Here is a 22,407-nt window from a genome sequence, read left to right on the forward strand (position 1 = left end):
TGCATGCGAATATTACTGATCAGACTGAATGCCATGCTGAGAGACGGCACCGAATGGCGGTGACGAATGGCAGGGTGAAGACAGTTGCTCCCACACTTGATCTTTGTCGGACACAAATTTTGTGTTCACTGAAGAATCAGTGTGGGAGCGGGCTTGCTCGCGAATGGGTTCAACGCCGAACTCAGAGACTGATCGCGGTCGCTTCAAACCGCACCCGCGGATGCGCAATCCGGTCCTGTGCCCGCACCAACTCCAGTTCATAGCTGGCGCACGCCTGGGTCTCAAGCAGCACCTCATGCACGGCCGACGCCGCAAACTCGAACGCCGCCACCAGGCTATCGCCCAACAGGATGCGAGCCAGAAACAGCCCGGACGTCAGGTCGCCTACACCCACTGGCTGACGTGGAAACGCCAACATTGGCCGTCTCAAGTGCCAGCTGCCTTCGCCCGTCACCAGCAACATCTCAAACGCATCCTCCGGTTTGCCGGGATAGGCCAGATGCTTGACCAGCACCGCTTTCGGGCCGCGCGCCAGCAACGCCCGCGCCATGGCCAGGCAATCGAACAGCGACTGCGGCTTGCGTCCCGAGAAGCTGTCCAGCTCCAGCTGGTTCGGGCACATGAAGTCCGCCATGGCAGCTGCCTCTTCCAGCAGGAAATCGCTGACTTCGGCCGGCACACTGCAGCCCTTCTCCGGATGGCCCATCACCGGGTCGCACAGATACAGCGCCTTGGGATTCATCGACTTGATCCGCGCCACGCCCGTCAGAATCGCCCGGCCTTGGGCCGCACTGCCGAGGTAACCGGACAACACGGCATCGCAATTGCCCAACTCGCCAATCGCCGCAATGCCTTCGACCAATTCAGGAATCTGGTGTGGCGTCAGCACCTCACCCGCCCACTGCCCGTATTGAGTGTGGTTGGAGAACTGTACGGTGTTGAGCGGCCAGACATTCACCCCGACCCGCTGCATCGGGAAAACCGCGGCGCTGTTGCCAGCGTGGCCGAACACCACGTGGGACTGAATGGCGAGCAGATGGGGCGTACGTTTCATGCGGTGAGTTCCGTAAAACGATTGAAATTCGAGCCGCGCAGTATGCGACTAAACGCAGCCTGTACGACAGACCGGCGACGCAGTTAAGCTGGCACTATCTTGTTGGAGCACCCTGTTGATGCTGACCCTCGGAAATATCTTCGTGCTGATGCTGCTCGCCACCGCCGGCGCGTGGCTGTGGCACAACCATGGCTTGCGCGAGCGCGCGCTGGAGCGGGTCAAGCAGCATTGCAGCAATCTCGGGATCGAGTTGCTTGATGGCAACGTGGCGCTGAAAAAAATTGCTTTCATCAAGGATGCCAATGGCCGGCGACGTCTGGCCCGTGTGTACAACTTCGAGTTCACGGTGACCGGCGAAACACGCCACAACGGCACCATCACCCAATTCGGCGCCCACAGCGCGCAGATCGAACTGGCCCCCTACCCCATGCCCTTCGACGACACGCCTGCGGTGGTCGACGTGGTGAAACCGCGTGCAGAAGTGATTGAGCTTAGTCAGTGGCGGCAAGAACACACCAAGTGGCGCCCATAAATCAAAAGATCGCAGCCTGCGGCAGCTCCTACAGGATTTTGCATTCCCATGTAGGAGCTGCCGCAGGCTGCGATCTTTTGATCTTTAATTCGCCCGACAGTCGGCCAAACCTCTTTGCAGCGACTCAATATCCTGCGGCTCAGAAAAAATCAGTTCGATCCGCGAATCCCGGCGCCACTGGCTGGGCTGCCAATCGAGCGTCGAGTTATCCAAGGCATTCGCCGAAACCCAACCCTCGCCGCTGTGGATAACCAGCTTCGCCCGCCGCCACGCAAGGCTTTCGAGCCACTGGCCAACGCGCGCTGAATCGAACGTCTGGCTCGGATGCCAGCGCCAGCCGATGCTCCAGCCGTCGTCCTGTTCCTGGCTCAGGCAAATCGGCAACGCGGGGTCGGCCCAGACTGCCGGCAACTGCGCCACTCCTTGGGGTGCGATGAAGTTATCCACACCCGCCACCGCCTGCACCTCAAGACCTGGTAACGCTTCCAAAGGAAGGATGGCCTGCTGCGTCCAGTAAAACGGACGTAATGGCAACTGCGCGACGACTCGCTGTCGATCACCCTCCTCGAGATTTTCAGACTTGTTCAACAGCAACAACCCTGCGCCGCTCAACGCCTCCTGCTGCGTCACCGGCAGCGGTTTGCCTGCAGCGAGCGCCTGGGCGTCCAGCACCATCACGCAGGGCTGAACCGCCAGCACGCCGACCCACGGCGCCTCATTCAGCTGCTTGAGCAACTGCGCAGGATGGCCGAGCCCTGACGGTTCGATAAACAACCGATCCGGCCGTGCCTTGCGCAGCAAACGCCCGAGGCCGATCTGGAACGGCGCACCATTGACGCAACACAAACAGCCCCCGGCCACTTCACCCAGTGCGATACCATCGGCGTCCCGGGTCAGCAACGCAGCATCGATGCCGATCTGGCCGAACTCGTTGATCAGCACCGCCCAACGCTCATTTGCCGGCCGCTGGGCCAGCAGGTGCTTGATCAAACTGGTCTTGCCTGCGCCCAATGGGCCGGCAATGACGTGAGTGGGAATGTTCTGCAACATGGTCGGTGTTTTCTGAGGAGGTAAAGGATGCGGTTGATTGGCTGGGCGTTGCTCTTGGCTTTGGTTTGCGGCGAAGCGCTGGCCCAGGCTTGCGTGGTACATAGCACGGCTGAGCGACTGGACGTGAAAGTCTGTCAGCAGAACCGAAGCATCCCGGAAAAACTCTTTGCCGATGGCTTCTGTCAGCCCAACCTTCCTGGCCAGAAAGTCGAGGTGCAATACGTCGATCAATGCCCCGGCGGCGCCTTCGGCGTGTGCAGCAATGCTCAAGTCGCCAATATGCCTTACCGGCAAGATATTCACTATTACGGCGTGGCCACCGACGCGGCGTACCTGAAGCCGTTTTGCGAAGGCCAGAACCAGGGCAACTGGCTCAAGCCATGAGCCGCTAACCCAGCCAATCGAGGGTCAGAATCAAACGCCGCTCGCCCGGCCCGAGCGGCGGCGAGCGGTGAATCAGGCCAAAACCTTCGTTGCCGTGCCACTTCTCGCCCTTGAGCAAGGCGACAGCGCCACTGCCGACTTGCTGAATCAGCGAATTGTCCGTGGGTTCGGCGTCGGGCTGGCTCAACCGGCGACGATCCATCACCCCCTCTTTCAGCCACTGACTGCCAACACCGGCGTACGTGGTAATCAAGCGCACCGGTACATGATCGACGTGAAAGCGCGGGCACATGGCTTTATCCAGACCCCGCAAACGCACGCCAATACGCTTGGCACCGAGCAGGCAGGCGAAGGCGCTGACCAGCCAGGAAACGTCGGCGATGAAACCTTCAAAGCCCTCGAGATCACTGAAGCCCGAGGCCAATCCATGGAGGTTGGGTTCAGTGTTTTCGTCAGCGATTTCCAGCGACAACGACTCGGCCAACGGCTGGTTCAAGGACAGCAACAGGCTGCCGAAGTCGGCGATATGCACCGGAAGTTGGCGCTGCCAGATGGCGAGGTTCACGTCGTCATCGAGAATTCGGGCGAGGGTTTGCGGCGTATCGTCCTGAACCTGAGACATGACCGGTCGAAACTTCAAGGTCGGCTCCAACATCACGCCGCGTCCTCTTCATGCCAAGGACCGAACGGATCAGGCAACAATCGCCAGCCCTCGATGCCAGAGACCATTTCATCATCGGTCAGCAGGCAATCGTCCAGCTCTGCGGTGAGTCGGGTGAAGTCAATGTTCTGGCCGATGAACACCAGTTCCTGGCGGCAATCACCGGTGGTGGCTGTCCAGTTTTCCATGATCGCAGCGGTGCTTTCTTCGTCCTGCGGCCATTGGGCTTTCGGCACAAAGCGCCACCAGCGTCCGGCAAAGCCATGGCGCATCAAACCGCCCGCCTGAGACCAGCTGCCCGCGTCCATCGGCTTGCTCGCCAGCCAGAAAAACCCTTTGGAGCGCAGCAGTTTGCCGTTCACCCATGGCCGGTCGATGAAGCTGAAGAAGCGCTGCGGATGGAAAGGTCTGCGTGCTCGATAGGCCGTGGAGGCGATGCCGTACTCCTCGGTTTCCGGAATGTGCTCGCCGCGCAGCTCCTGCAACCAGCCGGGCGCCTGCGCAGCTTTCTCGAAGTCGAAGCGACCGGTGTTGAGGATTTTCTCCAGGGGAATTTCACCCATGACCATCGGGATGATGTCGGCTTGTGAGTTCAATCGTTCGAGGATTGCGATCAGCTCCTGACGCTCGCGGCCACTGATCAAGTCGATCTTGCTGATCAGGATCACGTCGGCGAATTCGATCTGCTCGATCAACAAGTCAGTGATCGAGCGCTCGTCCTCCTCGCCGAGGGTTTCGCCACGAGAAGCGAGGCTTTCGGCGGCCTGATAGTCGAGCAGGAAATTCATACCGTCGACCACAGTGACCATGGTGTCGAGCCGTGCGATGTCGGCCAGGCTCTGCCCTTCTTCGTCACGGAAAGTGAAGGTTTCCGCCACAGGCAGTGGTTCGGAGATGCCGGTGGATTCGATCAGCAAATAATCGAAGCGGCCGTCCCTGGCGAGTTTGCTGACTTCTTCAAGCAGGTCTTCGCGCAAGGTGCAGCAGATGCAGCCGTTGCTCATTTCCACGAGTTTTTCTTCGGCGCGGTTCAGGGTGACATCACGCTGAACTTCGCTGCCATCGATGTTGATCTCGCTCATGTCGTTGACGATCACCGCGACTCGCAGGTTTTCACGGTTACGCAGTACATGGTTAAGCAGTGTGCTTTTGCCGGCGCCGAGAAAGCCCGACAGGACGGTCACGGGGAGACGATGGGGCATCAGGAGTTCCTCACGGGGATGCCCGGTCACAGTGTCGGGCTTAATTCAATGTTATAGTATAACAATGCAATCAAGCCACTCTCCTATTGCCCATCATCACAAAGGGCATGATGCTGGAGCCCGTTCGATTTGTGAGAAATCCCATGCGCACTGCCCTGAAACTAACGCTGATGAGCGTTTCGCTGCTGCTCGCCGTAGACACCCGGGCGCAAATCCCTAGCCTGGCCCAATGCACCCGAAGCGCCAACCTGCTGGCCTGCGTGGATGCCGACGGCAATGCCTACAGCGTCAACACCGTCGGCAACACGATCTATTTGCGGGGCTTCGAACGGGCGGGAAAACGCTATTGGACGCAGACCAACAGCCGCTACGGACAACTGACGTTTTTCACCGGCATCGCTTCCGACGGTGAGGCCTGGGTGGGCTACAACCGTCGGGTTGGCTGGACCACCATCAACCGGTTTTCCAGCTCGGGAGGCAGCAGTGCAACGTTCACCTGCAGCAGGATCACCGGGTGCTAGACCTGAGCTTTTTTCTGTTCCAGTTGCCAGGCGAGGTAACTGTTAACCGGCGGATTCTTCTGAAAGTAGCGCTGTAATCCTTCGAACAAACCGTCTGCCACGGCCTGCTGATGCCGCGTCGTGACCAGCCGCTGACTGTCGCGAGCATTGGAAATGAAGCCGGTTTCCACCAGGATCGACGGTACGTCCGGCGACTTCAGCACTGCAAACCCGGCCTGCTCCACTCGCTTCTGATGCAACGTGGTGATGCCCGCAAGACTGCCGAGCACTGTGCTGCCCAACTGCAAACTCGCGGCGAGGGTGGCGTTCATCGACATGTCGAGAATCACCCCGGCGAGCATCGGGTCCTTGTCCTTGAGGTTGAGCAGGCGGGAGGCTCCCAACAGGTCCGCGCCGTTCTCCCGCTGCGCCATGAAGCGCGCTGTGGCCGACGTCGCGCCACCTTCAGACAAGCAATACACCGACGCCCCCGAAGCGGTGAGCCGCGGCGCCGCATCGGCATGCACCGAGATGAACATGTCGGCGTTGTGTTTGCGGGCGATCTCCACGCGCTTGCGCAGCGGGACGAAGAAGTCGTCATTGCGCACCAGTTTTACGTCGAAGCCCTTCTCGCGCTTCAGCCGTTTGGCCAACAGTTGTGCGATGGACAGCACCACGTCTTTCTCGCGTTCACCTTTGGCACCGACCGCGCCAGGGTCTTTGCCGCCATGGCCGGGGTCGACCACTACAATGATGTCCCGCTTGGGGTGAGCCTTGTCGACAGCTACCGCAGGCGCAGCGGCGATGTGCAGTGGCGCTGCTGTCTTCAGATCGAGCACCAGCCGATGGCCTTGCCCGTCCTGCGGCGGCAACAGAAAGCTGTTGAGCTGCACCGGGCCGCTGAGGTCGAGGACGATCCGCGTATCGCCCAGACCAAAATGTCCGGAGCGGATCGAACGAATGACCGTATCGCCGAGGGCCAATTGACTGAAGTCACCACTGAGGTTGGCGCCGCTCAGATCGATGATCAACCGCTCGGGCGCGCTCAGGGAAAAAGTCTTGTAGCGAACCGGCCCGCTCAGATCGAACACCAGGCGCAGTTTGTCGTCCGAGCGCCAAAGCCGCGCGTTGCTAATTTGCGTGGCACCAACACCGAAGGGTAATGCGAAGGCCGCGCTGGCCAGGATCAGGTTGAGCAAGTGACGTCTGTGCATGGTGAAAGCGGCTCGTGAAAAAGGCGTAGTCGATTTTAATGTAATAACATAACATGTCGATCCGACTTCCACGATGGACCTGCTCATGAATGCGCTGACTCTGCCGGATATCGCCGCGCAGGCCTCACGCCAAGCCCTGCCACTTGAATGGGTGGGCATGTGCGGCATTGCTCTTCCAGTTTTGTTTGATGGCCAACGATTGAGCGCAAAGGCCGACGCGGGCGTGAGCCTCGACGATGGAGAAGCGCGGGGTATTCACATGTCGCGGCTGTACCTGGCGCTGGAAATGCTGGAGCAGGAAAACCTGACACCTGCCCTGTTAAGGCGTGTATTGCAGCAATTTCTCGATACGCATGAAGGTCTGTCCAATAACGCTTACCTGAACATTCACGCTGATTTACTGCTCAAACGGCCGGCGCTCATCAGTCCTTTGTCCGGTTGGAAAAGCTATCCAGTCAGCATTGAAGCGCGTTTGAAAAACGCGATGTTCCACGTGGAACTAAAAATCGACATCTCCTATTCCTCGACCTGTCCGTGCTCAGCCGCGCTGTCTCGACAGTTGATTCAACAGCAGTTCGTCGATGACTTTGCCAATAAGTCACTGCAACACGCCTACGTTTTAGCTTGGCTTGGCTCCACAAAAGGCATCGTCGCGACACCTCATAGCCAGCGCAGCAATGCGCAGCTGAAGCTTCGTCTCGACGACTATCTGGATGACCTGCCACTGATTGCGTTGATCAACGATGCCGAAGCAGCCTTGGGCACCGCCGTGCAAACCGCCGTAAAGCGCGCTGACGAACAAGCCTTCGCCCTGGCTAATGGCCAAAACCTGATGTTCTGTGAAGACGCCGTTCGACGCTTGAATCTGGCGTTGAAACGATCGCCCGGCATCAACGCCTTTCACCTGAAAGTCGTCCACGCAGAAAGCCTGCACGCCCACGATGCTGTCGCCGAAAGTCGCTGGAACTGGGAGGCCGCATGATTCGCTGCGAGGCTTTGCGCTGGGGAGCACCCGGACAACCGCTGACACCGCCTGTGGATTTCGAATTGCCCAAGGGCAGCCTGACCGCCGTCATCGGTGCCAACGGCTCGGGAAAAAGCAGCCTGCTGAAAGTCATCGCCGGCCTGCAAAAACCACTGACCGGCAAAGTCATCCTTGATGTTCCACGCAAAGGTTCACTCTCATTCCTCCCCCAGCAACAACACCTCGATCGGCAATTCCCCATCAGTCTGCAAGAGTTGGTGGCCGCCGGTTTCTGGGGCAGCAAACAACCACCCGAAGTCCGAAACCTCCGTCTTAAAGCTGTGCTGGAAAAATGGTGCCTGACCGGTCTGGAACAGCGCCCGTTGATGGCCCTCTCCGGAGGTGAATTGCAGCGCGCCCTGCTCGCTCGTTTAAGCCTCGCCGAAGCCCCCTTGCTGTTACTCGACGAACCCCACGCCGCCCTCGACGAACTCGGTCAGTCACTGCTGTGGAAACACATCCACGCCTGGCACGCCGAAGGCCGAACCCTGGTCGTCGTGTGCCACGACCTGGCCGCCGTTCGCCTACACATTCCTCAAACGCTGTTGATCAAAAGCAGCGGTTGCGTCCTCGGCCCAAGCGTCGACCTGATCCGCCAACAACCCCAAACGCAGGTGGCCTGATGCTCGTCGCCACTCAACTTTGGCAACCCTTCCACGAGTTCGTGTTCATGCGCCGGGCACTGCTCGGTGGATTGGTTTTGGCATGCAGCACGGCACCGCTCGGGGTGTTTCTGATCCTGCGGCGCATGAGCCTGATCGGCGATGCGGTCGCACACGGCATCTTGCCCGGCGCTGCGCTTGGCTTCTGGTTCGCCGGACTGAGTCTGCCAGCGCTGACCCTCGGTGGCCTCGGTGCAGGACTGAGCATGGCCGGCCTCGCCGCGTGGATCACCCGTCGCACCGGGCTTCGAGAAGACGCGAGCCTCGCCGCGATCTACCCGATTTCCCTCGCCAGCGGTGTGCTGATCCTCGGCATCGCCGGCAAACGTCTTGACCTGCTGCACCTGCTCTTTGGCTCGGCGTTGGCAGTCGATGGCCCCACGTTGACCGGCATGTTGTGGGTCTCAGGGTTCAGCCTTATCGCCATGGCGCTCATCTACAAGCCGCTGCTACTGGACACCCTCGACCCTCTCTTTCTGCAAACCGTCAGCCGGCTCGGTCCCTTGGCCCACGGCGTGTTTCTGACACTGGTGGTACTGAATCTGGTCATCGGTTTCCAAGCCATCGGCGCGCTGATGGTCGTCGGCCTGATGATGTTACCCGCCGCTGCATCACGATTCTGGAGCCGGCGCTTGCCCGTGCTGATGGGCATCGCCGCGCTGCTCGGCTGCCTTTCGGTGTGGCTGGGATTATTGCTGTCGTTCTACTACTCACTGCCCAGCGGCCCGGCCATCGTGCTGGTGGCTGGCGGTATGTATCTGCTGTCCGTGGTGTTCGGACCGGTGCACGGTTTGCTGCGCCGCCCGCCTTTGCTCACATCCCAATGAGGTGTTGCCCGATGCGCGCTTTACTCGTGCTGTTCAGTTTGATGCTGTCGATGTCGCTGTCCGCTGCGGAAAAACTGCAGGTGGTGACCAGCTTCAGCATCCTTGCCGACATGACTCATCAAGTCGGCGGCGAGCATATCCAGATCACCAACATGGTTGGCCCCGACGCCGATGCCCACACGTACGAGCCGACACCGGACGACGCCAAGGCGCTGCTCAAAGCCAGACTGATCATCAAAAACGGCCTGGGTTTCGAGCCATGGCTGGACCGCCTGGTGACCAGTACTGAAACCAAAGCCACGGTCATCAGCGCGAGCCGCGGTGTCATTCCGCGCTCGCTGGATGAAGACGGCGAGACCGTTCCCGACCCTCACGCCTGGCACAACCTGGCGAACGCCGAGCTGTACATCAGCAACATCACCAAAGCGTTGATTGCCGCCGACCCGGCGAACAAAACCGACTACGAACGCAACAGCCAGGCCTACCTGAAACAGGTTTACGCGCTGCTCGCCGAAGCTAAAGCCAAGCTCGGATCGCTGCCGCCGGGCAACCGCAAGATCGTGACGTCCCATGACGCGTTCGGTTATCTCGGTCAGGCGTACGGAATCGACTTCATGGCACCACAAGGTCTGTCCACCGAACGCGAACCGTCGGCTGCGGAAGTGGCGGCGCTGATCACCCAGATTCGTCAGGCCAAGGTCAAAGCCGTGTTCATGGAAAACATCAAGGACGCCCGTCTGCTCAAGCAGATCGCCGATGAAAGCGGCGCGCACATTGGCGGCACCTTGTACTCCGATGCGCTCGCCGCAAGCGGTCCGGCCAGCACCTTCACCGGGCTGTTCGAGTACAACCTCAACACGCTATACGAGGCGTTGAGCAAACCATGATCCGCAAGAACCCTTCCGGCGATTTGCCGCTGATTGCCGAATCTGCATACGTGGACAAGACCGCGATCATTTGCGGCAAAGTGGTGATCGGCGAGAACGTTTTCGTCGGCCCCTACGCCGTGATCCGCGCCGATGAAGTGGACGATTCGGGCGCGATGGAGCCGATCACCATTGGTGCAAATTCAAACATCCAGGATGGCGTGGTGATTCATTCCAAGTCCGGGGCGGCGGTGACTATCGGCGAGTTCAGTTCGATTGCTCACCGTTCAATCGTTCATGGTCCGTGCACGGTCGGCGACCGGGTGTTTATCGGTTTCAACAGCGTGCTGTTCAACTGCGCGGTCGGTGACGGCTGCGTGGTGCGGCACAACTCGGTGGTCGACGGGCGCGACCTGCCCACGGATTTTTACGTGCCCTCCACCACCCGCATCGGGCCTAACACCGACCTGTCGCAGTTCCCGCCGGTCAGCGTCAGCGCCTCGGAATTTTCCGAGGATGTGGCGCGCACCAATGTCGATCTGGTGCGCGGCTACAAAGCCCTGCAAAACGAGTTCTGACCATGAGCAGTGTGCTGATTCGCAATGCCCGGCTGGTGAATGAAGGTCGAGAATTTGAAGGTGATCTGTTAGTCAGCCATGGCCGCATCGTCAAGATCGCCAGCAGCATCGAAGGGGAAAATGCAGCCGTAGAAATCGATGCTGACGGCCAGTGGCTGTTGCCCGGAATGATCGATGATCAGGTGCACTTCCGCGATCCCGGCTCGCCCGAGAAGGGCAGTTTCTACACCGAATCCCGGGCGGCGGTGGCCGGTGGCATCACCAGTTTCATGGACATGCCCAACACCCATCCGGCGACACTGACCCTTGCCACACTCGCCGACAAGAAGCGTCGAGCGGCGATCAGTTCGGTGGCCAACTACGGCTTTCACTTCGGTGTAAGCAACGACAATCTCGACACCGTCGCCGCACTCAATCCTTGCGAAGTGGCCGGCGTCAAAGTGTTCATGGGCGCGTCCACGGGCAACATGCTGGTGGACGATCCGAGGGTTCTCGAACGGCTGTTCGCCGAGGTGCCGACAATTCTGTTGGCTCACTGCGAACACACGCCCGGCATCGAGGCCAACGCGGCGAATCTGCGAGCGCTGCTCGGCGAACACATTCCCGCCGCGGCGCATCCCGTGATCCGCAATGCCGAGGCCTGCTTTCGCTCGTCATCAATGGCGGTGGATCTGGCCAGGCGTCACGGCACGCGACTTCACGTTCTGCACCTGACCACCGCACGGGAACTGGCGTTGTTCGAAGACAAACCGCTGTCGCAGAAACACATCAGCGCCGAAGTCTGCCTGCACCACTTGCTCTTCGATGATCGCGACTACGCGGACCTTGGTAACCAGATCAAATGCAACCCGGCGATCAAGACTCAGGCTGACCGCGATGCCTTGCGCTATGCGTTGCTGAGCCATCGACTGGACGTCATCGGCAGCGATCATGCGCCGCACACCTGGGCCGAAAAACAACGTCCCTACAGTCAGGCGCCGTCCGGTCTGCCGCTGGTGCAGCACGCCCTCCCCGCGTTGCTGGAGTTGGTGGCAGACGAGTTGTTGCCGATCACAGTGCTCGTGGACAAGACCAGTCACCGTGTCGCTGATCTGTTTGCTATTCCCGACCGAGGCTATTTGCGCGAAGGTTATTGGGCAGACCTGGTGCTGATCAAACCGGAGCCTGACGGCATTGCCGTCTCTGAGCAGCCGATTCTGTCTCAATGCGGCTGGACGCCCTTTGCCCGACGACGCTTTCGCCACAGCGTCAGCACCACACTGGTGTCCGGACAAATCGCATGGCGAGACAAATGTCTTAATGACAACTGTCAGGGTTTACCACTACGGTTTATGCGCTAGCACCCGAGAGCACCAACATGATTCACATCACCCTGAGCGATGGTTCATTGCGTGAATTCGACCAACCATTGTCGGTGTACGAACTCGCCGCGAGTATCGGTCCCGGGCTGGCCAAGGCGGCTGTCGCGGGAAGGGTTGACGGCGTGTTGGTGGATTGTGAATTCATTCTCGCAGCCGATGCCCGGGTCAGCATCGTCACGCCGCAAGAGCCCGACGGGCTGGAGATTCTTCGCCGCTCCTGCGCCTTGGTGTTGGCGATGGCCGTGAAACAGCTTTATCCAAAAGCACATTTGCAGACGGGATCGGTGCTGGGTGATGGCTTCTTCCATGAATTCGAGTTTGAACGTCATTTAAACCTGGTCGACCTTGCTGCCATTGAAGCGCGCATGAGGACACTGGCGGCTACCAATCATTCGATACGCCGCCGCGCGATGTCTGCCGAACAGTCATCGTCCTACCATCTGGGAGACTTCGAGTGTGTGTCGACGGGGCCGCATGTTCCCGCCACACGTGTGTTGCAGGCCTTCGCGCTCGATCACATCAGCGGCACGTCACCACAACGGATCTATGGCACCTGCTGGTCCTGCCAGGAGGAACTGGACAACTGGCGGGCACCGCCGCACGTGATGATCGTCAGCATGGATGATCGTCAGGCGGAGTACGCACAATCGGTGACTGAAGCGTTACGCCGGAGCGGCGTACGCGCTCGCGCCGATCTGCGTAACGAGAAGGTCCGTCACAAGATTCGCGAGCACAGTCAGCAAGTGCCGTATCTGGTGGTGATCGGGGAGAAAGAAAAAGAAGGCGGGTTTGTCAGTGTGCGCAGTCGCACCGGGGAGGATTTTGGCAGGATGGCGGTTGATGCAGTGTGCAATTGGCTGAGGTCCATAGGGATTGCCAGTGTTTGAAGTGACGCCTTCGCGGGCAAGCCTCGCTCCTACAGGATTTACGCCATCCCTGTAGGAGCAGGGCTTGCTCGCGAAGCTTTTAGGCCCTTGGCTTAACAGTCCCGCAATCCTGCCCCAACCAGACAGCGCGAGTATCAAGGCTACCCTTCTGCTGAAGGCCCGTAGCGTTGAACGTGCCATTCACCTTGGTGGTGAACTCACGATCACTCAAGAAAGTAGCCACACCCGCGCCCTGCGCTTTCGGGCAGCTGAAGCGGAATTTCCATTGGTTGCCGGTGCGCTCGGTGATTTCCTGCTTGCAGCCCGATTGCGGATCCGTCAGCGGAATGTTGTCGCTCTTCACCTGCTCCGGCGTCAGGCAAGCGCGGATCCCCTTGCCACCCATCGTGATGCCCTGCTTCTCCAGCTGCGCACGCTGTTCGGGGGTGATCTGACTTTGTATCTGGCCGAGGATCAATTGCAAATCCGGCATGTTCTGGTCATCGACCTTCATGTTGCTCGAGGTCAATTCCCACAAGCCCGGCTGCAGCATCTGCGCCTGAGCGGCCACAGGAAGAGCCAAACCAAAAGCCACGGCCAAACCCAGCAGACGAACGTTCATCGTGTAACTCCTGATCAGTAGTGGCTGTTAGACGTCAGCCACAGGCTTCGGTTCATGGACCAATTAAATAGCGACATTCTGCACGGAACATGGTCTGTTAAGCATTGAATCTTCAGGAGCAAGGCTGCCCCATGGATTATTTTGGACCGCATGTTTTCGGTTATCTGATCGCGCTGCTGCACTCGTTAGGGCTGATCGCCGCCATCCATGCCGTATTGACCGTTCGGACCGCCCAGGGCTCGATCGCCTGGGCCCTGTCGTTGCTGTTCATTCCCTACCTCACGCTTATCCCGTACCTGGTCTTCGGCCGCAGCACCTTCGATGGCTACATCAAGGCGCGGCGACAGGCCAACGAGGAAATGCGCAAGGCCATCTCCGAGTTGAACTGGCGGCCCTGGGTCGAAGAGGCGCTGACCGCACGCGCCTCCAACGCTTACGCATCATTAAGAGCGATGCCGAAGCTGGGACGCATGCCGTGCCTGGCCAACAATGAGGTCCGCCTGCTGATCAATGGCCCGGACACTTTCGAGGCGATTTTCGAAGCCATCAGCCATGCCAAGGAAGCCGTGCTGATCCAGTTCTTTATCATCCACGACGACCGCCTCGGCCAGCGCCTGCAAACCCTGCTGTTGAAAAAAGCCGCGGAAGGCGTTGCCGTTTATCTGCTGTACGATCGCATCGGCAGCCACTCCCTGCCCCACAGTTACGTGCAGCCGTTGCGCGAGGCGGGTGTCGAGGTCAAAGCGTTCGCGACGCGCAGCGGCTGGCTCAATCGCTTTCAGGTCAACTTTCGTAACCACCGCAAGATCGTCGTGGTCGACGGTGTGCTCGGTTTCGTCGGCGGACACAACGTTGGCGACGAATACATGGGCGAGAAACCACCTCTGGCGCCATGGCGCGATACCCACGTTCGCGTGCGCGGGCCGGTGGTGGCGTGCATGCAGGAATCCTTCGCCGAAGACTGGTTCTGGGCAGCGCGGTCGTTGCCGCCGTTGATACTGCCGGACGTTTATCCGGACGACGGCGTGCTCTGCCAATTGCTTGCCAGCGGCCCCGCAGACTCCTACGAAACCTGTTCACTATTCTTTGTCGAAGCCATCCACGCAGCGACGGAACGGGTGTGGATAACCAGCCCCTATTTCATCCCCGACGAAGCAGTGTTCGCGGCGTTACGGCTGGCGGTGCTGCGAGGTGTCGATGTGCGAATTCTGCTGCCGTCGAGGCCCGACCATCGGATCGTCTACGCCGCCTCCAGCCTGTACGCCTTCGAAGCGGTACGCGCCGGCGTGCGGGTGTTCCGCTACGAACCCGGTTTCCTGCATCAGAAAGTGGTGTTGATCGACAGCGAAATCAGCGCCATCGGCAGCGCCAATCTGGACAACCGTTCGTTCCGGCTGAATTTCGAAGTGATGTTACTGACGGTCGACAGCGTGTTTGCCGGCGAAGTGGAACAGATGCTCAACGACGATTTCGCACAGGCCCACGAAGTCGCCAAAGAAGAAAGCCGGGAGACCCACCGCCTGCAGCAGGTCGGCATGCGGATCGCCCGGCTTATTTCCCCGATACTTTAAGGGTTGTAGATGTCGTCACGGGTCCATGGCAGTTCATGGCTGCCATCGGGGTGCGCTTTCACCGCGAGAATCTGGTGCAGGTTGATCCAGCCCTTGGCGAACGCATAAGCGCATCCCGCCAGGTACAGCCGCCAGATGCGCAACGCCTGCTCAGGCACGAGCTTGCCGGCAGCTTCCAGATTGTCTTCCAGACGCTCACTCCAGTGATCCAGAGTGCGCGCGTAGTGCAGGCGCAGACTCTCGACATCGACGATCTCCAGCCCCGCTTCACTGATCTCGGCAGAAATCATCGACAGGTGCGGCAGCTCGCCGTTGGGGAACACATACTTCTCGATGAAATCACCGGCACCGCGCCCCACCGGACGGCCATCGGTATGCTTGGCGGTGATCCCGTGGTTCATCACCAGACCGCCCTCTTTCACCGCGCCGAACAAGGTTTTGCAGTACTCGGCCAGGTTCGCGTGGCCGACGTGTTCGAACATGCCGACACTGACCACCTTGTCGAAGCGCCCGTCCTGAGGCAGATCGCGGTAGTCGAGCAGTTGCAGTTCAATCTGATCGTCCAGGCCTTCAGCGCTCACCCGTTCACGGGCCAGCGCCAGTTGCTCTTTGCTGAGCGTGATGCCGAACACTTTCGCGCCAAACTCCCGCGCCGCATAACGCGCCAGGCCGCCCCAACCACAGCCGACATCCAGCAGATATTCGCCAGGTTGCAGGCGCAACTTGCGACACAGATGACGGAATTTGGCTTGCTGGGCCTGTTCCAGGGTTTCACTGCCGGTCTCGAAATAGGCGCAGGAATACGCCATGTCACTGTCGAGCCACAGCTGATAAAACGCGTTGGAAAGGTCGTAGTGATAGGAAATCGCCTTGGCGTCGGTTTCCTTGTCGTGGACGGTGCGCACAGGCTGGTTGTCGTCGTCCTCGCTCAACAATGCCTGACTCCATTCATCGCACACGCGAATCACGTCGCTGATGGAACCTTCGAGCTCGAGTTTGCCCTCGACAAACGCCGCTCCGAGCGCGTCCAGGCTTGGATGGGTGAACTGGGTAACCATTTGTGGGTCCTTGACCACAATCGTGACGCTGGGCGTCGGCCCCAGATTGAATTCATGGCCGTCCCAGAGTCGCAGGCGTAACGGTAGCTGCAGATTCTGTAAGGCCGGTGGAAGTTGCGCGAGCATGGAATATCCCCCTTGTTTCAGACGTCTGCTGTGAGGTTAGACCATCCTTGAAAAATAGCAGGCTATCGATTTCATAGCCCCTTTCTATGACCCGCAACGTTCAAACCAACCCGTCGCAAATTCACAGAAATGATTGCCCTTACCCTAGATGACTACGAATCGGGCGCACAGTTCTCAAAAGTTCAATCCCTCAAATATCGTCCTTCAGCTTGAGCAATGGCTCCTGAAAGCGCAGCAGCCGCCCGGCGTTTCCCAGCACCAGCAAAGTACTGAGGTTATGCAGCAACGCCGCGATCATCGCCCCCGCCGCGCCGAGCCAGCCGAATGCGGCGAAGGCCACAATTGCCAACGTCCAGCCCAGACCGATGATCACGTTGACCTGCAACGTGTTCCGGCACTGGCGACTCAAACGCACGCAGGTACCGAGCCGACGCAGGTCACTGCCGATCAGCACGATGTCGGCGGACGCCAAGGCAATATCCGCACCGCCCGCCCCCATGGCAACGCCGACCACGCCGGCCTTGAGAGCCAGCGAATCATTGATGCCGTCACCGACCACCATCGGCCGAAAGCCGCTGTCGATCTCCTTGAGCACGCGATTGAGTTTGTCCTCGGGCAAGGCCTGGGCCTCGACATCGACGATCCCGACGTCTCCCGCCAAGGTATTGGCGACACTCTGGCGATCACCAGTGAGCAACAGCTGCCGGCCCAGCCCGAGCTCTCGCAACTCGTTCAAGGCGAAACGCGCTTCAGGTTTGACGCTGTCCGCCAGCAACAGCCAGGCGAGAAACGCTCCATTGAGCGCCAGCCCGGCAATCGGGCCATCGTGTTCGGGAACGGCTGATGTGGGAATACCCAATTGAGCAAACAACTCTGGCCGGCCGAGTGCCGCTTCGCCCTGCTCCGTCATCGCCACCATGCCCAGCCCTTGCCGTTCGTGAATGTTCGAGAGCAACACAAAATGTTCCTGAGTGACCAACCCGGCGAGTGCGCGACTGACCGGGTGACTGCTGGCAGAGCCGAGGCTGGCGGCGAGTTTCAATACGTGACTGCGATCTTCCAGCGGGCTGTCGATGGATTGCAGGCGCAAGGTGCCGAAGGTCAGCGTCCCGGTCTTGTCGACCACCAGCGAGGTCAGGTCTGCCAGCTCCTCAAGAAACGCCGAACTGCGAATCAGAATCCCGTGGCGAGCGGCAACCGCCACCCCGGCAATCGCCGTGGCCGGTGCCGACAACACCAACGCACACGGACAAGCCGCCACCAACACCGCAAGCATCGCCTGGGCATCGTTGGTAATGAACCAGGTGACGGCGGCGAGCAGCAACACCAACACCATGTAGCTGCCAGCGTAGCGTTCCAGCAATCGGGTGATCGGCGGTTTGGATCGCTCGGCGCTTTGCATCAGTGCGATGACTTTGCCTAGGGTCGATTCGCTGCCCGTACGCGTCACTTCGATACGCAGCAGCCCGTCGAGGTTGATCGCCCCGCCGAACACGGACATGCCAACACCCGCCTCCACCGGCACCGACTCGCCAGTGATCGAAGCCGTGTCGAGACTCGCCTGACCGGAGAGCACACGACCATCGGCCGGGACTCGGTCGCCAGCGCGAACTTCTACCCGGTCACCAGCCTTGAGCGTGCCGTTGTCGACTTCGACGATAGAGCCGTCTGCCTGAATCTTGCGCGCATGGCTGCGCGTCAGTTTGCCCAATGCGTGAATCGCTTCCTGGGAACCGATCACGCTGCGCTCTTCCAGTACGTGGCCGAAGATCATGATGATCGGCAGCAACGCAGCGGTCAGCAGATCACCGGTCGCCCAGGCACCGAGCATGGCCAGGGCAATCAATTGGTCCGTGATCCCGTGCAAGCTCGGGTAACGCAAGCTGTACCAGGCCGAGCGCATCACCGGAACGGCCACCAGCAATGAGGCAAAACCCAACAGCAATTGACTGACACCGGTCTGCTCCGGCGATACCCAGCGCCAGATCAAACCCAGCGCCAACAAACCCAATGCAAGCATGGCCAGGGTCAACTGGCGGGCGGCGCTGCGTTGTTCGGCCGAAGACAACAGACTCGGTGCGGCGGCGGTTTGCGCGGTCATTGTGCAGCTCCCTGAATGATCAGGCGGGAATCGTCTTTCGGATTGACCGTGGTCACCGAGCCGGCCTGACCGAGAATTTTCGGCATGCGCTCGCGGTAGAGGCGCAGCAGCATTTGCGGGTCGGTACCCTGTTGTTGCGCCTTGGCCAGACTCAATACGGTGGCCGTGTCGGCGGACGCTTTGGCCAGCCGTTCACTCGCTTGAGCGTGGGCAACCTGCAACGTGCGGTCGGCTTGTTCATTGGCGGTCTGGGTGAGTTTCTCGGCCTCGGTGCGTGCGTTTGCCACGGCTTTATCGGCTTGCTGACTTGCCGTCAGCACCGCGTTGAAGGCGTTGACTGCCGGTCCCGGCAAACTCGATTGCACATCGACGCGCGCCACTTCGATTCCCAGGCCCTGCCCGGTCGCCGCGAGATCAGCCAGTCGCTGATTGATGCCCTGCACCAGATCTCCACGCAGGCGCTCACGTCTTTCGGCCGCCTGGCTACCCGCGCCGATCAGCTCCGGTCGCGCCACCAGGATGGTGTCCAGATCACGGGCAGCCGTCAGCGCCACGGCACTGCGAGTCACAAGTCGATCCAGTGCCGGCAGCACATGTTCACCTTGAAGCACGAACGCATAAGGTTCGGTGACCTTGTAAAAGACCCGCACATCCAGTTGCACCACACCGGCGTCACCGGTCAGCAAATAACCGGACCCCGCGAGAGCATCACTAAGCGGCGTGGCGAATGTGGCGACCCGGTCCGCCTGCAACGCGGCATCACTGCGCAACAGATTTTCCACCCGCCGCTCGATCACCCGATCGGCGGCTGGCAACAAAATGACCTGCTCGAACGGGCGCGGCCACGCCAACAGCAGGCCGGCATTCTGAATGCGATCCAGCGCGCCAAAGTGCAACACCACCGCACGATTCTGCGGATCGATTTGCCGAACATTGGAAAACGCCCACGCCAAGGCGGCCAATACCGTCACCGCATACAGCGCGAGAAACGCCAATCTCCCGGCCTGAATCCAGGGGCTGCTCAACTCATTTGTTCCACGTGGAACCAAACTCATGGCTGCGACCCGGACTTGGTATCGAGCGTCGGCGGACCGTCAACCAGCACCCGAAACGGCGCAGCGTCGGTGCGCAGAATCAGCTTGGTGCCAGGTGTAACGATGGTGCCCAAGGTGTCGAGGGAGCGCAGCAAGTTATACAGCTGCGGTGATCCGGCGTAGGCACGTCCGTAAATCTGCGCGGCTTCGACCCGGGACTGGGCTTCAATGTCAGCGGATTTAACAGTGGCATCGGCCTGAACGATTCGCGCATCACGCTCGGCGGCAGAGCGGATTTGTGCCGCTTCACGCTTACCGATCGCCGTGCGTTCGGTGGCGATTGTTTCACGCTCGGCGCGCATGCGATCGACCGTGGCGGTCAGGGTTACCGACGGCAAGGTCAAACGCTCGATGCCGACTTGCAGCACGCGAACGCCATACGTGGTCAACAACTGCTGATCGATTTGCTGGCGCAGTTGCGCTTCAAAGTCAGCAATGTGCACTTGGTTGGCGTCGGTGTTTACCAGATTCGCCAGATCGAAACTGCTGGCCGTGGTTTCCAGTGCAGAGCCAACAAAAGTACGAATCTGCCGCGCCGCTTCATCCGGCTGATTCTGCACCGCGCGCATGAAGCGCTGCACATTGTCCGGATCACCTTGAACCTGCCACGCCACGTAAGCCTGAACGATGATGCGCAAACCGTCACGTGTGCCCACATCCTGCAACCCACTCGACGTAGTGCGAAGACGCAAATCGACAGGGATCGCCGCTTCGAAAGGTGCGGGCCAGCGCCAGCCCAACCCCGGCTCCAACAACACCCGCGAAGGATTGCCGAAGCGCGTGATGACCGTGGCTTCGCCGGAACGCACTTGCACCAGGCTCGCCGCCGCGATGGCAAACGCCACCAGCAACGCCGCCCAGCCCATGCGCCGCCACGGGAAGGGACCGGCTTCCTGCGGATCGCCGTGGTGATGATGGTGATGCCCGTGGTGATGCCCGCCATGGTCGTGATCGTGCCCGGCGTGATCAGCATGATCGTGTGTGTGCGACTGGCTCATTTGGCAGCTCCTGGCTGAGCAGTTTGACGCGACGGCGCGGGGTCAGCCGGCAGCGTGAACGTTCGGAGGTCGATGGTCGGCGCGTTGTTGCTGCCGCCCAAACGATGATCGAGCACCAGCAACCGGGTGTTGGCCAGTCCCTGGGAAAGCTGGCTGAAATACTGCTCCAGCACGAACGCCTGGCCGGCGCTGGCATAGGCTTTTTGCTCGGCGCTGAATTTCAGATCGGCTGCTTGCGCAGCTGCATTGATTTCACGAGCGTTGGCCGTCGCCTGATCGCGAGCGACGCTGGCCTGCAATTGCGCCTGATTGGTCGCCTCTGCGGCTGCGCCGCGTTCGCGTGAGATCAGCGTCTGGGCGCCGATCTGTGCCGCTTGCACGCCGTGATAAGCATTGGCCGCGCCGGCCGGTGGATGAATCGCCTCGACCACGGTCGCGAGAATTTCCACGCCACTGCCAAGTGTTTGCAGGTCCGCCTGCACCGCGCGGCCAATCTCTTCGGCGAGCCCTACCCTGTCCTCACCGAGCAAACCGTCGAGGGTTCGCGAGGCGAAATCGTGAACCAGAATCCGGCTGGCGGTGCTGCGGATCAGCGCCGGTACATCGGCGTTGTTGTAGGTCGCGGCCAACGCGGCTTGATCCGACAGGCCGATGCGGTAAACGAACCGCACGTCCATGTTGACGATCTGGAAGCTCTGCTTGTCGGCACGGCTGCTGGCGATGACCTGGGATTTGTCATTTACATGGCTGGCGTCCCACAAACGATTGGCAACTGCCGGCGCCGGACCTTCAGCGGGCGCCGCCGCAATGGGTGCTGCCGCTTCGCCCACACTCGTGGCCAACTCATGGACCACGCCGTTCTCGACACTCAACACTCGACCCAGCGGCCACGGCAAACCCGCGTGCAAGCCGGGACCGAACACCTCCACCGGTTTGCCGAAACGCTCATAAATGCCCCGCCCTTGCAGGGGTATTTCGTGAATGCCGGTCAGCGACCAACCGACAATGGCAACCACCGCCAGCACCGGCACCAACGCGCGACGCATGTAGGTGAACGCCCAGATTTGCCGCAGATCGATGCCGAAGCGGTTATGCAATTCATGCTGCAACGCCAATAGGGGTTGTGGCGGCCAGCGCAGCATGTCGGCGACGAAGCTTCGGGCGAGCAACGCAGGCTCCAGTTGTTCGCGCCGGGGACTGAACAATGACAGCACTGCACGCAGCAACAGTTCGACCGCGACGAGCCCCGGCAGCAACCCGATCAGCACCGCCAGCCGAACCGGCCAGACCGACACTTCATTACCGAACAACAGACACAATGCGCTCAACACAAGACTGATGATTGCCACGCGAGTCAGCTGTCCCAACTGCCCTGCTTCAGGCCACTGGGCCACGTTTTCCTGGGCAAGCTGCCGCTCCAGCACCAGCAAACCGAAAGCCAGCAGCAACGACAATGCAGCGCCGATATTTGCCGAAAAGCCTGGCGCGGCAGGCGGTAGCGCGAGGTTCCAGATCTGGTTGATGCTGAACAGCGCCAACAACGCCCAGCCACCGAGCCACAGCGTCGGTGCGCCGATCTGCACCAGCATCCGCGTCGATCGTTGGCTGATCCGCTCCAGCAGTTGTTCATACCAGCCCACCGGAGCGTCAGCGACTTCGATTTCCACCGGCAGCGCCGGGGGATTCATCGCCCGTGCGCGCCATTGCGCCACCCACCACGCCGATTGCAGCCCGGCGATCAGTACTAGCAGACCGGCGCTCTGATTGACCAGCAACGCCGGCCAAAACGACTGCGGCACAAACAGCCCGACAAAAAACGCCAGCACCAACCCTGTCGCTGCGAGCGCGCCAAGGCCGATTGCCAACTGTCGCAATCGTCGCCCTTGAAAGACTGCCTGTTGAAAGCGCGGCAACCCGGCTACCGCTGCTCCCTCAACCTCGAGATCGACTTGCATACCACCCCAGTATTTTTCTTTGCTCAAGTCGCAATTCGTTACGATATAACGAAAGTCGTGAAATTTTTGTACTAAATCGCTCTATCTAAAGATGCTCGACC

At 60.2% G+C, this 22,407-nt stretch carries 22 protein-coding genes; 11 read left to right on the top strand and 11 right to left on the bottom strand.

Going from position 1 to position 22,407, the window contains the following annotated elements:
* Positions 1 to 181 precede the first annotated feature (181 nt).
* Positions 182 to 1,054 carry a pyridoxal kinase PdxY gene (gene pdxY / locus FBY04_RS30125; RefSeq protein WP_084317681.1) on the bottom strand — a complete coding sequence of 291 codons (873 nt, stop codon included), beginning with the start codon at positions 1,052 to 1,054 and terminating at the stop codon, positions 182 to 184.
* A 118-nt stretch (positions 1,055 to 1,172) separates the two neighbouring features.
* On the opposite strand from pdxY, the gene FBY04_RS30130 reads away from it, so the two are divergent.
* Entirely contained in the window at positions 1,173 to 1,586 is a 414-nt protein-coding gene (locus tag FBY04_RS30130; RefSeq protein WP_145319089.1) for a DUF3301 domain-containing protein, read from the top strand.
* Positions 1,587 to 1,670: 84 nt separating this feature from the next.
* Here the strand turns inward: FBY04_RS30130 and FBY04_RS30135 are convergent, their stop codons facing one another.
* On the bottom strand, positions 1,671 to 2,636 hold the full coding sequence (locus FBY04_RS30135) for a GTP-binding protein (RefSeq protein WP_145319092.1): 966 nt from the start codon (positions 2,634 to 2,636) through the stop codon (positions 1,671 to 1,673).
* A 27-nt stretch (positions 2,637 to 2,663) separates the two neighbouring features.
* Here FBY04_RS30135 and FBY04_RS30140 point away from each other — a divergent pair, with 27 nt between their 5' ends.
* Entirely contained in the window at positions 2,664 to 3,020 is a 357-nt protein-coding gene (locus FBY04_RS30140) for an NADH:ubiquinone oxidoreductase (protein ID WP_145319095.1), read from the top strand.
* A gap of 4 nt (positions 3,021 to 3,024) precedes the next feature.
* On the opposite strand, the gene FBY04_RS30145 is transcribed toward FBY04_RS30140, so the two are convergent.
* Positions 3,025 to 3,675, bottom strand: coding sequence for a DUF1826 domain-containing protein (locus FBY04_RS30145; RefSeq protein ID WP_084317677.1), 651 nt, complete (start codon positions 3,673 to 3,675; stop codon positions 3,025 to 3,027).
* Positions 3,675 to 4,883: a zinc metallochaperone GTPase ZigA gene (zigA, locus tag FBY04_RS30150; protein ID WP_145319098.1), complete on the bottom strand. Its 1,209-nt coding sequence runs from the start codon at positions 4,881 to 4,883 to the stop codon at positions 3,675 to 3,677. Before zigA ends, FBY04_RS30145 begins: the two co-directional genes overlap by 1 nt.
* Before the next feature lie 143 nt (positions 4,884 to 5,026).
* Here zigA and FBY04_RS30155 point away from each other — a divergent pair, with 143 nt between their 5' ends.
* A complete protein-coding gene (locus tag FBY04_RS30155) occupies positions 5,027 to 5,404 on the top strand; it encodes a glutamine synthetase (RefSeq protein ID WP_145319101.1) in 378 nt (125 codons plus the stop codon).
* Here the strand turns inward: FBY04_RS30155 and FBY04_RS30160 are convergent.
* On the bottom strand, positions 5,401 to 6,597 hold the full coding sequence (locus FBY04_RS30160; RefSeq protein ID WP_145319104.1) for an N-acetylmuramoyl-L-alanine amidase: 1,197 nt from the start codon (positions 6,595 to 6,597) through the stop codon (positions 5,401 to 5,403). The genes FBY04_RS30155 and FBY04_RS30160 overlap by 4 nt on opposite strands.
* An 85-nt stretch (positions 6,598 to 6,682) precedes the next feature.
* Between FBY04_RS30160 and folE2 the strand changes: the two genes are divergently transcribed.
* From folE2 to FBY04_RS30195, 7 genes are read left to right on the top strand one after another with little or no spacing between them, the layout of a single operon-like run.
* The gene (gene folE2 / locus FBY04_RS30165) at positions 6,683 to 7,579 is read left to right on the top strand and encodes a GTP cyclohydrolase FolE2 (protein ID WP_145319107.1); all 897 of its coding nucleotides are present in this window, start codon (positions 6,683 to 6,685) and stop codon (positions 7,577 to 7,579) included.
* Complete coding sequence (locus FBY04_RS30170) at positions 7,576 to 8,244, top strand: metal ABC transporter ATP-binding protein (protein ID WP_145319110.1); 669 nt, start codon at positions 7,576 to 7,578, stop codon at positions 8,242 to 8,244. The genes folE2 and FBY04_RS30170 overlap by 4 nt, the downstream gene beginning before the upstream one ends.
* Positions 8,244 to 9,110 (top strand): metal ABC transporter permease, encoded by an 867-nt coding sequence (locus FBY04_RS30175; RefSeq protein ID WP_145319113.1) that lies wholly within the window; start codon positions 8,244 to 8,246, stop codon positions 9,108 to 9,110. The genes FBY04_RS30170 and FBY04_RS30175 overlap by 1 nt, the downstream gene beginning before the upstream one ends.
* 11 nt (positions 9,111 to 9,121) lie before the next feature.
* Positions 9,122 to 9,997, top strand: a complete 876-nt coding sequence (locus tag FBY04_RS30180; protein WP_084317670.1) for a metal ABC transporter substrate-binding protein — start codon at positions 9,122 to 9,124, stop codon at positions 9,995 to 9,997.
* Positions 9,994 to 10,554, top strand: coding sequence for a DapH/DapD/GlmU-related protein (locus tag FBY04_RS30185; protein ID WP_084317669.1), 561 nt, complete (start codon positions 9,994 to 9,996; stop codon positions 10,552 to 10,554). Before FBY04_RS30180 ends, FBY04_RS30185 begins: the two co-directional genes overlap by 4 nt.
* A 2-nt stretch (positions 10,555 to 10,556) precedes the next feature.
* A complete protein-coding gene (locus FBY04_RS30190) occupies positions 10,557 to 11,894 on the top strand; it encodes a dihydroorotase (RefSeq protein WP_145319116.1) in 1,338 nt (445 codons plus the stop codon).
* Positions 11,895 to 11,911: 17 nt separating this feature from the next.
* A complete protein-coding gene (locus FBY04_RS30195) occupies positions 11,912 to 12,802 on the top strand; it encodes a His/Gly/Thr/Pro-type tRNA ligase C-terminal domain-containing protein (protein WP_084317667.1) in 891 nt (296 codons plus the stop codon).
* A gap of 79 nt (positions 12,803 to 12,881) precedes the next feature.
* On the opposite strand, the gene FBY04_RS30200 is transcribed toward FBY04_RS30195, so the two are convergent.
* The gene (locus FBY04_RS30200) at positions 12,882 to 13,403 is read right to left on the bottom strand and encodes a DUF3617 domain-containing protein (RefSeq protein ID WP_145319119.1); all 522 of its coding nucleotides are present in this window, start codon (positions 13,401 to 13,403) and stop codon (positions 12,882 to 12,884) included.
* 131 nt (positions 13,404 to 13,534) lie between these two features.
* Between FBY04_RS30200 and cls the strand changes: the two genes are divergently transcribed.
* A complete protein-coding gene (gene cls / locus FBY04_RS30205; RefSeq protein ID WP_145319122.1) occupies positions 13,535 to 14,974 on the top strand; it encodes a cardiolipin synthase in 1,440 nt (479 codons plus the stop codon).
* Here cls and cfaB read toward each other — a convergent pair.
* The 5 genes from cfaB to hflK (FBY04_RS30230) form a co-directional block, all read right to left on the bottom strand.
* Positions 14,971 to 16,158: a C17 cyclopropane fatty acid synthase CfaB gene (cfaB, locus tag FBY04_RS30210; protein ID WP_145319125.1), complete on the bottom strand. Its 1,188-nt coding sequence runs from the start codon at positions 16,156 to 16,158 to the stop codon at positions 14,971 to 14,973. The genes cls and cfaB overlap by 4 nt on opposite strands.
* Before the next feature lie 190 nt (positions 16,159 to 16,348).
* Complete coding sequence (locus tag FBY04_RS30215; protein WP_145319128.1) at positions 16,349 to 18,259, bottom strand: heavy metal translocating P-type ATPase; 1,911 nt, start codon at positions 18,257 to 18,259, stop codon at positions 16,349 to 16,351.
* Positions 18,256 to 19,314, bottom strand: coding sequence for a protease modulator HflK (hflK, locus tag FBY04_RS30220; protein ID WP_084317663.1), 1,059 nt, complete (start codon positions 19,312 to 19,314; stop codon positions 18,256 to 18,258). The genes FBY04_RS30215 and hflK (FBY04_RS30220) overlap by 4 nt, the downstream gene beginning before the upstream one ends.
* Positions 19,311 to 20,351, bottom strand: a complete 1,041-nt coding sequence (hflC, locus tag FBY04_RS30225) for a protease modulator HflC (protein ID WP_145319132.1) — start codon at positions 20,349 to 20,351, stop codon at positions 19,311 to 19,313. Before hflC ends, hflK (FBY04_RS30220) begins: the two co-directional genes overlap by 4 nt.
* Entirely contained in the window at positions 20,348 to 22,306 is a 1,959-nt protein-coding gene (gene hflK, locus FBY04_RS30230; RefSeq protein ID WP_145319160.1) for a protease modulator HflK, read from the bottom strand. Before hflK (FBY04_RS30230) ends, hflC begins: the two co-directional genes overlap by 4 nt.
* Between the last annotated feature and the right edge of the window lie 101 nt (positions 22,307 to 22,407).

It is taken from the genome of Pseudomonas sp. SJZ080 (genome assembly GCF_007828295.1).
Lineage (GTDB): Bacteria > Pseudomonadota > Gammaproteobacteria > Pseudomonadales > Pseudomonadaceae > Aquipseudomonas > Aquipseudomonas migulae_A.